This is a genomic window from Vibrio sp. 2132-1 (assembly GCF_033344315.1).
The window spans coordinates 1-560 of record NZ_JAWPON010000687.1 but is presented as its reverse complement, the minus strand read 5'-3'; the positions used below and the strand labels follow the sequence as shown (position 1 = coordinate 560).

Here is a 560-nt window from a genome sequence, read left to right as displayed (position 1 = left end):
CTTCAAACAAGTCATAGCTCAAGCTCGATAAGTACTGCAGTGAGTTGTCAAGATGGTAAAACGCCATCAACTGCAAAAAGGCATTGTCGCCAAGCTGAGCACTTTGCATCGCTTTTACATCAGCAAAAGATTGAACACCTTCAGGTGGCAAAATACTGCTTGTATCGCGTACGGGCTCCGCACCTACCGCAGGTGTAGGCAGTAATGCAAGTGCATCCACCTGTTTAACGCGCTCGTTGGCTAGGTAGAACTTGCCGTCAGACTGCAAAACTTGAATCTGCTTCTCAACATATTGAAGTGGCTGCGGATAATCCTCTAACGAATTCCAAGCGGAATCAGGCGCAGCTTGTTGCTGCATCGTACGTAAATCAGGATCAAACACTGAGACGGGAACCGTCACTAACTCACCGGAGCTCAACGCTGGCGGCTCGGTCACTTCCAATCGAACAGGCAATTCCAGTTCTGCGGCTGGCATCGCCTCGCCATTACGAATAACCGTATCTTCAAGGCTTTTGAAAATACGCTCGATTTGGCCGTCTTGGTTAGTCGACAGCACAATG

The 560-nt window shown here is 48.9% G+C and carries 1 pseudogene; it reads right to left on the bottom strand.

Annotation, left to right across the window (positions count from 1 at the left end):
* Positions 1-560 (bottom strand): annotated as a pseudogene (locus R8N47_RS27395) (propeptide, peptidase); the annotation flags it as partial.